Source organism: Spirosoma pulveris, assembly GCF_054781875.1.
This window is the reverse complement of record NZ_BAAGTO010000034.1, coordinates 1-8,551: the sequence shown is the minus strand read 5'-3', so window position 1 is coordinate 8,551 and position 8,551 is coordinate 1. Positions and strand designations below refer to the sequence as shown.

At 45.4% G+C, this 8,551-nt stretch carries 10 protein-coding genes; 7 read left to right on the top strand and 3 right to left on the bottom strand.

Features of this window, described 5'->3' with window-relative positions; translation table 11 throughout:
• Positions 1-213: 213 nt before the first annotated feature.
• Both ACYVJM_RS31675 and ACYVJM_RS31670 read right to left on the bottom strand, forming a co-directional pair.
• Positions 214-807 (bottom strand): hypothetical protein, encoded by a 594-nt coding sequence (locus tag ACYVJM_RS31675; protein WP_461152130.1) that lies wholly within the window; start codon positions 805-807, stop codon positions 214-216.
• A 300-nt stretch (positions 808-1,107) separates the two neighbouring features.
• Positions 1,108-1,260 carry a hypothetical protein gene (locus ACYVJM_RS31670; protein WP_461152129.1) on the bottom strand — a complete coding sequence of 51 codons (153 nt, stop codon included), beginning with the start codon at positions 1,258-1,260 and terminating at the stop codon, positions 1,108-1,110.
• Positions 1,261-1,559: 299 nt separating this feature from the next.
• Between ACYVJM_RS31670 and ACYVJM_RS31665 the strand changes: the two genes are divergently transcribed.
• From ACYVJM_RS31665 to ACYVJM_RS31635, 7 genes are all read left to right on the top strand, one after another.
• On the top strand, positions 1,560-2,246 hold the full coding sequence (locus ACYVJM_RS31665; protein WP_461152128.1) for a recombinase family protein: 687 nt from the start codon (positions 1,560-1,562) through the stop codon (positions 2,244-2,246).
• Between the two features lie 181 nt (positions 2,247-2,427).
• A complete protein-coding gene (locus ACYVJM_RS31660; RefSeq protein WP_461152127.1) occupies positions 2,428-3,411 on the top strand; it encodes a glycoside hydrolase family 43 protein in 984 nt (327 codons plus the stop codon).
• A gap of 527 nt (positions 3,412-3,938) precedes the next feature.
• A complete protein-coding gene (locus tag ACYVJM_RS31655) occupies positions 3,939-5,267 on the top strand; it encodes a WG repeat-containing protein (protein WP_461152126.1) in 1,329 nt (442 codons plus the stop codon).
• 107 nt (positions 5,268-5,374) lie between these two features.
• The gene (locus tag ACYVJM_RS31650; RefSeq protein WP_461152125.1) at positions 5,375-5,716 is read left to right on the top strand and encodes a hypothetical protein; all 342 of its coding nucleotides are present in this window, start codon (positions 5,375-5,377) and stop codon (positions 5,714-5,716) included.
• 20 nt (positions 5,717-5,736) lie between these two features.
• On the top strand, positions 5,737-6,414 hold the full coding sequence (locus tag ACYVJM_RS31645) for a hypothetical protein (protein WP_461152124.1): 678 nt from the start codon (positions 5,737-5,739) through the stop codon (positions 6,412-6,414).
• Between the two features lie 4 nt (positions 6,415-6,418).
• Entirely contained in the window at positions 6,419-6,622 is a 204-nt protein-coding gene (locus ACYVJM_RS31640) for a hypothetical protein (protein WP_461152123.1), read from the top strand.
• Positions 6,623-6,626: 4 nt separating this feature from the next.
• On the top strand, positions 6,627-7,328 hold the full coding sequence (locus tag ACYVJM_RS31635) for a recombinase family protein (RefSeq protein WP_461152122.1): 702 nt from the start codon (positions 6,627-6,629) through the stop codon (positions 7,326-7,328).
• Positions 7,329-7,450: 122 nt separating this feature from the next.
• Here the strand turns inward: ACYVJM_RS31635 and ACYVJM_RS31630 are convergent, their stop codons facing one another.
• Positions 7,451-8,398, bottom strand: a complete 948-nt coding sequence (locus ACYVJM_RS31630) for a hypothetical protein (protein ID WP_461152121.1) — start codon at positions 8,396-8,398, stop codon at positions 7,451-7,453.
• Between the last annotated feature and the right edge of the window lie 153 nt (positions 8,399-8,551).

Here is an 8,551-nt window from a genome sequence, read left to right as displayed (position 1 = left end):
CGGCGCGATAGGCTTCGACGACCTTCCAGCGGAATAGGTGTCGAGTTTTCTTTTTCTTATAGCCTAACAAATCATTAAGATACGTATTCATACTGGATTCTGACTAGATTTTCCAGTAGCATACGTTGTGTTGTATAATCTACATTATGTTTTGTAATACAGGTTGTAAGACAAAATTGCTGTCTGTCTTACACCTGTAAGACAACCGTTTTTTTAGAACTTAATCGCGTTTTCTAACTGATCCGCTTCCTTTCGTAAATAATCTCTACGTTCTGGATCGTCTTCCACGTTCAGTTGTTGATGAAGGATTAAGTAGCGAGCTTTTCGGGTAGTAAAGGGTTCGCTGGTCATAAACTCCTCCAGCCACTGACTAAAATCAAGTAACTCAGCTTGCTGATGGGAATAGGTGAAACAGTCCGTGAAACCAGCCTGAGCCAAATTAGACCATTCGTATTTTGGGAGCGGTTCAATGGGATGGTCAAAGAACTTATCCAATACATACGTATTGGCACAGAAGGTTTGCCAGATTTTCGCTTTTGCGTCGGCCAGCTTACCCCCTTTAAAAAGTAGCAGAGCCCACTCAAACAGAAAGTCCGGAAAGCCAATATCGTCGGAAAAAGTTTTGGCGAACCAGCGGGTATAGGCCAATCCCCCTTTGTAATCGGCCAGCTGGATGTAATAGCGGGTGGGTAAATAGCGCAGTCCACGGGAATCATCATACCCACCAAACTTGCGTTTCTCGGCGGCTAAAGCCCATTTGATATCGGCTATTTTTTTGATCAGCCGTGTAGCTTGTTTGGGCGTCATAGCATGAACCAGGCGTTAGGTAAAATCAGGGACTACTATAATGCTACTGCAATGGGTCAACTAGCCGAATTTGTCTGTAACCAATGGGGAATTATCAGTCATGATTCGGTAAGCCAATCTTAAAATAATAATACATTTAATGATTGCTAGATAAAAATATTTTCTTCGCTATTTATTAGATAAGTACAAGTACTACCTAAAACTTCGTTCTTTACCGAAACGCATGACCAATGGCTCGTCTTCTATAGCAAGGTGATACAAACAGCCTTAGCGAGTTAATCCAGGGCTTAGAAAATAGAATTAGGCCTCGTTGAGCGTTAATCCATCGTTTTTATCTTCCTGATGGACCCGTTCCACGTTTTCAACGAACTTCTCCGTTGACAAGGTGTGCCTATAGGGATCGTTAAATTCTTCATCCGTATTCGGGCTCGTTTTCAGTTTATCCGCCTTCATTAACGCAAGCTAGCCTTTTTGTCCGGTCTGAAGGCGACTACTCCCTCAGATTTCAATAGTGGGTCGCTGCTTGGGCACACCGGTTGGATAATCCAGCTCCCCTGACATCCTGTCAGGGGATTTATATAGGAAAAATAATTCTTGATAAACCCATGACGTTCGTCGTGCACTTGCTTTACTTACACAATTCTATCCTCAACTGGGCTCAAAGATTAAGTGCTTTGTAATTTTTCTGATTTTACATATCATTAACGGTCGTTAATGATATGTAAAATAACCGTGGAACACTATCTTGCACCATGCAAACCTTCGTGGCCTACTATCGGGTGAGTACCAAGAAGCAGGGACAGTCCGGATTAGGACTCGATGCCCAGCGCAGTAGCGTACTTGGTTTCGTCAAAACCCAAGCGCTCATCATCGCTGAATTTTGTGACATTGAGTCGGGCAAACAGGACCGGCGCCCCGAGCTACTTAAAGCGATCGATTACGCCAAGCAATATAAAGCTCGCCTGGTGATTGCTAAGTTGGACCGGCTCAGCCGAAACATGACCTTTGTATCCTCGTTGATGGATTCGCATGTTAGCTTCGTCTGTGCAGACATGCCCGATGCCAATGAATTTACCATTCACATCTTCGCGGCTTTGGCCCAGCAGGAGCGAAAGTTGATTAGTGAACGCACCAAGAAAGCCCTGGATGAGAAGTTACTACGCATTGGTCAGTGGCGTAGGAGTGGCCGTGTATTTCAGGATCCCGTGGTTTCGGCCAAAGCGGCCCGGTCAAATCGAAACCGGGCCGATGAGAATGAAAACAATCGAAAAGCAACTGCTTTAATTCAAGCCTTGCTGGGGGCAAAACTAACCTACGTGGCTATTGCTCATCAACTAAATCAAGCGGGTTTCAAAACATCCCGTGGGAGAGCCTTTCAAGCAACTCAAGTGATGCGTTTAGCTCAGCGAGCCAAAAGGGAATCTGTGGAAAAGGCCTAACTTAAGGGACGGCCGCTGCCGCCTTTTTTGACCTGCCGCAATACGAAATGCCCATTACACATCCCTCAATCATGAATTCATTTTAGGTTTTGTACCGGTCCGCTGGCGCAAGGACCTGAACGTGTTGTTTTCCCCAGAACGACCCGAGTTTCAATTAGTATACTTTACTATAATCCCAAAAATGAAAGCATTTCTTGTTTATTCCATCCTTTCACTGGCTTCGCTGAGGGCAGTTGCCCAGGCAAAGCAGGAGATTTTTTATGCTGATGTAACCATATATCTGGAGCGAGGCAAGTATTACCTAACCGGCTCAAAAGGGGGGAATGATGGCGCTCCCGGATTTGCCTTGTTAGAGTCAAAGGACCTCAAAACATGGGCCGTGCCAGCGAAAGCAACCGATTCACTGGGGATGATCCTGACCAAAGGCGACCATACATTCGGCACCAAGGGCTTTTGGGCACCCCAATTATTTAAGGATAAAGGCATCTATTATCTGACCTATACGGCCGATGAACAAACCGTCTTGGCTCAGTCAACATCGTTGTTGGGGCCTTATCGCCAACAAGAGGTTCGCCCAATTGATGGGTCGCAGAAGAATATCGACTCGTATCTTTTCAAGGATACCAATGGTACTTATTATCTATACCATGTCCGCTTTGATAAAGGTAATTACCTCTATGTAGCCGAGTTTGACCTGAAAGCCGGAACGATAAAGCCACAAACCCTGAAACGATGTTTTGAGCAGACCCAGGCCTGGGAAGCAACGCCTACTTATAAATCAGCTCCTATTATGGAGGGGCCTACTATTATAAAACTGAAGAATAAATATTACCTGTTTTATTCGGCCAACCATTTCCAGAACATCGACTATGCGATTGGCTATGCCGTAGCCAATTCGCCCTACGGCCCTTGGGTAAAAGCTGAAAATAACCCAATTATTCACCGGTCAATCGTTGGCGAAAATGGCTCAGGCCATGGTGACCTGTTTGAAGGAGTTGACAAGCGATTGTATTACGTCTATCACATTCACAACTCCTCCGGGAAAGTCAGCCCCCGTCGGACACGGATCGTGCCGGTGGTCAAACAATGGGATGAGAATGCCGGTGTTTATCGTTTTAGTGTCAAAGGGGATGAGGTCATTGTCCCCAAAATGGCCAAAAAATAAGGCATGCTGTTATGAGATGGAAGCTTATCAACTAGTCGAAACCTCAAACACGTTAACTTGTTAGTTGGCACTAGGATTTCGGAAATGGCAAAATTGTGCCCATTCACCAATTGTCGCTTTTTCCGAACGAACGACCGTTGTGAAAATATTACAGATTAAAAAAATTACCTTAAGTTGACAACCGGTTACTTATTGACTATGCAAAATGTCAGGCGTCGTACGGGCATGTTTATAGAAATGGCAGCTTTATCGTTTCAACTCTGCACATCACAGCGAATCCTGTTACAACGACACGGACGGATTCTTTAAATGTAGACAGATAAAACCCATAATAAAGCTAGGTCGATGACCTGGGCCATCTCCGTTGATTCACCAACTAAATCTAGTCTACATTTTACCACTTCACTATATGGAATCGGTAAAGTCATCGCATCCATGAAGAATAGTCGGTCTATTGTTGATCAAGGTGTATATTCCAGCATTACTTCAGAAGTGCCTGGTGTACTGTAAAAAGGCAGAAATTACTAATGCGTCTAACCAGTATTCGATACCTCACGCTCATTGCTATATTTTTACTATCGGTCAGGCTATTCGCCCAGACCAAGTCCATCTCAACTGATGGCTGGCTAAATCAATACAATGAATACCAGGACTATGGAGAGGTCTATGTAGTCAAAAAGATTACGAAGGCGTGCCGTTCCTACCAAACCTTCCTGACGGATAAAAACGGACACAAATTAACCCCAGCCTACCGTGACATTGGCGACTTCGAAGAAGGGCTAGCCGAGTTTGTTCCGATGCAACTTAGCGGGCAAGGGCAGGGTCTGCACGGATTTATCGATAAACAGGGGAAGGTCATTATCGAGCCTAAATACATCTCCACCGACCGATTCCGCCAGGGCAAAACCTGGGTCATTTACCCCGCCGGCTCGCACTACGGGCTTTCCTATATTGATCAGACCGGAAAAGAGCTGTATAAGATCCCCATTCAGCACTATCCAAACGATTACTTGATTAAAAACGCGGCAATCAATCATACCTGTAACCACGACACACAGGAAGATGTGCTGTGGTGGCGAAAGGGCGAATTCTTTATTCTCAACTTTAACTTTACCCCCTTTGTCACCGAGCAGATCCAACGATCCAAACACGTTACGGCCTTTAAATTCCAAGGGAAATTTGGCATCATTGATCCTGACTTAGTGCTGAAAGTTCCGGTGGCGCTCGATGCCGTTGATGTCGATTACACTTATTCAGGTCAAGGTATGCAACGAGTACAATATGGAACTAAGTACGGGTACGTGAGTCCCCGTACGGGTGAACTGATCGTTCCTTTCCATTATACCGATACGCGCAAGCCGACCAACGGGCTATTTTGGGTCAAGAAGGATGGCAAATGGGGTTGTATTGACAAAACTGGCCAGCTACGCATCCCTCATTTGTACGATGAAGCGACCGGCTTTACCGCCGAAGATCGGTCAGCCGTGGCCATTCAGGGTAAGTTCGGCCATATTGACAAGTCGGGCAAGGTGCGCACGCCATTGACCTATGATTTTGCCTCGTATTATCAGCATGGCCTCTCGATGGTTCGCATGAAGGACAAATACGGCTTTATCGATACGACCAACCGGTTGATCATCCCCCTCATCTACGATGAAGCGTTCCCCTTTGACCGGGTAACGACGATTGTTGAGCGCTACTGGATTCGCTATGAGCTCTCCCTGGATGGCAGGGAGAAATTTATGGGTTTCTCCTACAAGCTGGATGGCATATTGATTATTCTTGGCCTACTGCTCTTTATCTGGCTCAGCAGTTTATTTCAACGGATGATCAGCAAGTTTAGGCCGGTGCGGTAAAAGTGGCAGATTATTGATTGTGAACTAGCTTAGGCAATTCCGTATCAAGAACCTTAATTGAACGTTCCTTTAAGCCTTGTCATATATGGCTTTTACTCCCCTTTTCGATGCAGTATCCCTATCAGGTAAGTGAGCTCGTCCCGCTGAGTAATCGTGTCGATGCAGAAGGCTCAACGCATACCGTTTATCATCTTCCGGCTCCCAGGAACGGGCAGTTCAGTTCCTTTCCGGATGAGCAGTGTACTGTTCCCGTGTATAGCCTGCAGCTCATCACCAACGTGCGGGTCAGTCTTTTTATCGATGAGACGGGCATCCCCACGGCGGTCGTTGTTCCCTTTGATGAGTATAATCAAGAAAACCACAAAGGGAGTGTCTTTATGGATGGGGTCACCTCCATCGTGGGCGTTTTGGATCGACTCGGGTTTACATCGGTATTAGCCACTAACTAGAAAAACACAGTTAACCCCTAATGAACGAATTTTTGATTTACTTCCTCGATCACATGCCCACCGCTGATCAGTGGATGGCTTTCCTTTTCGTGAACCTGTTTGCCTACATGGCTGCCCGAAATACGGTACTTCGTCGGCAGCAGAGAGTGTTGGCAGATTTGATTCATCAAATGGAGATTGAAGGCAGGCTCAAGCTTACGTTGATCGACGAACTGGATCAGCGTACTAACGAATACTGGGTTATGATTCAAAAGCAGGCTAATCAGCTTGAGGAATTAATCAATCAGCTTAACTCGGCCAAGGCCTCACCCATTAACCAATCTGACTTAAAGATGGACTCTGATGACTATAAGCAGTTTATCCGCCAACTGGCCTATGAGTGGGCGAAGGTTGAATTACCAGGCGTAACCTTTCTCTACGCGGACTATATTCGCATTATCGGGCAATTGCTGACGGCTACTCAACGTGTCGATACGGCCGGACATATAGTCAGGGGAATTCTTCAGCAGGCAGTTGAGTTAGGCAAAAACTCAGCGTGGGTCGAGCGGGAAATAAGATTCGAGGAACTGGCGCTGGTAACGGACAGGATGGAATTAATACGCCATCAGTTAACCTGCAGTAGGCCCGTTGATGATCTGGCACTGGATGCGTACAACGAACGGGTAAACAGGTTTCAGTCATCTCTCAAACTAGAATAAGCTCATGGCCGATTATCTGGTAGAAGTATGGGATCCTACTAAAAGTTACTGGTTTCCAATTATCGATTTTGAGGCTGGCTTGCCTTTCGGTAAAATCAGGGTAGATGAATCCGAAGTACTCACCCGGGCTCAGGCTCAGGCCCGAATGGAAGATTTGAGGGAGCGCTATCCAGGACTCAAGTTTAGACTACACGAAGTACTTAGTTAACTCAATGGCAAAGAAATCAACAACCTCAGCAGCTAGTAACAGACCCGCCAGGTATGTCGCTTATTACCGGGTATCGACCAGGGCGCAAGGTGATTCAGGTCTAGGACTGGAAGCGCAGCGGTCGGCCGTGGCGGGCTTTGTGAAGGGCGTCATCGTTGCGGAGTTCACCGAGGTTGAATCCGGTAAGAACAACCAACGGATTCAACTCACGGCGGCCATTGATCGGGCCAAGAAAGAGGGAGCCATCCTGGTTATTGCCAAGCTCGACCGGCTCAGCCGCAATGCTTCGTTTATTTTCACGCTTCGGGATTCAGGGGTCAACTTCCAATGCGTCGATATGCCGGATGCCAATACCCTGACCATCGGCATCTTTGCTACCCTGGCCCAGCATGAACGGGAACTGATTAGCTCGCGGACGAAGGCCGCCTTGCAGGCTAAGATTGCTCAGGGTGCGATTCTGGGTAAGCCCGAGAACATGACTGCCGAGGCTCAGCAAAAGGGGGCTGCGGCCACACGCCGGGCCGCCATTGAAAATAAAGATAACCGCCGGGCTACATCCATGATCGAGATGATGCGCCGGGCTGGTAAGAATTATACGGAGATCGCTGCCGAGCTAAATAATGCTGGGTTTACTACATCAAGAGGATGTGAGTTTCAGGCCACCCAAGTCAAGCGACTGCTCCAGCGGGTTCAGGTGAAAAATTAAGGCAAAGTCAGTCTTCAATTGATCCTTGCAAACTCATTTTTAGGGGTATGTTGAAATCATATTTTAGTTGGCCTATATGCTTGAAGCTGATACAAAGGATAGATCTATGGCCTTCTGTGGGCTCAATTGTATAGGTTTGGACGTTCATTGAATGTTGGGTTTCGACTATTCAATGAATGAAACTTTACATATTCCTGCAACACCTGTAAGGCTTTTTCTTTCTCAACTTTTAGTTCCTGCATGTTTTGAATGATTTTCAGTAATCCACTAATGTGGTATGATACATGGGCTTCAATTTGCGCCTGTTCCCTACGAATGTCTACAGCTTTGATTATCAAAGTTTTAAATTCTTGGATCTCCCTATAGGGTTCCAGTAAGTTAATGAGTGGAAGAATAACCTCTTTCGAAATATATTGATGGCCGTTACTCCCTTTTTCTTCCACTTTCTGCTGAAAAATACTATAAAGCTCAAGCATTTCATTAGCTAGAACTTTTTTCTGATCCTGTTTTAAGTCTGATTTGCCAATACCATTCAAAACAAAGAAGTACTCCACCTTGAACGAGTTTACATTTTTTGCAAAACTCTCACGCATACCGTCATTTATCCCGGCGTATTTATTATGTAAGGTTATTAGATTATTAACTTGATGATTAAGATAATCGAACAGAATGAAAATATCAGCTATCCCCTCCCACTTGATTTGATTTACGGAAGCCAGATAATACTCTTCCTGATTAATTTTCTCAGCTATTCGCTGCATACTTATTGGCGGTTTGATCTGTAACTTTGGATTCTTCAACAAATTAACGTTACGGTTCTTCTCCAGCGATTCTAAATTTTCGGATAGTATATCAACTGCACTGAGAGTATCCCTGACTAAGAAATACAGATAATGTAGCTTACTTTTCTCGGCATCCGCTTTCTGCTTAGCTTCCTTTTTCCTAATATACTGATTACCTCGATAGTAGATATACAGTGGTACCGCAACGGCAAGAAACTGCCAGACATAATCCCAGAACTTACTCTCTTCCTCTCCTGAAAATTCGCCAAACTGAAAGATAAAATGCATTTTTAGTGAGTGTGGTAACCTGTTAATTGTATGTCGTCAAATGAAAGTGGACAGATGCGGGTGAAAAGAGAAGAGATACTTTTAAGCACTTTGAACTCGCTGAAAAATATGACTTTTCCGCCGTTGGGCCATCGTTAGCTGCTTGATTTTTTG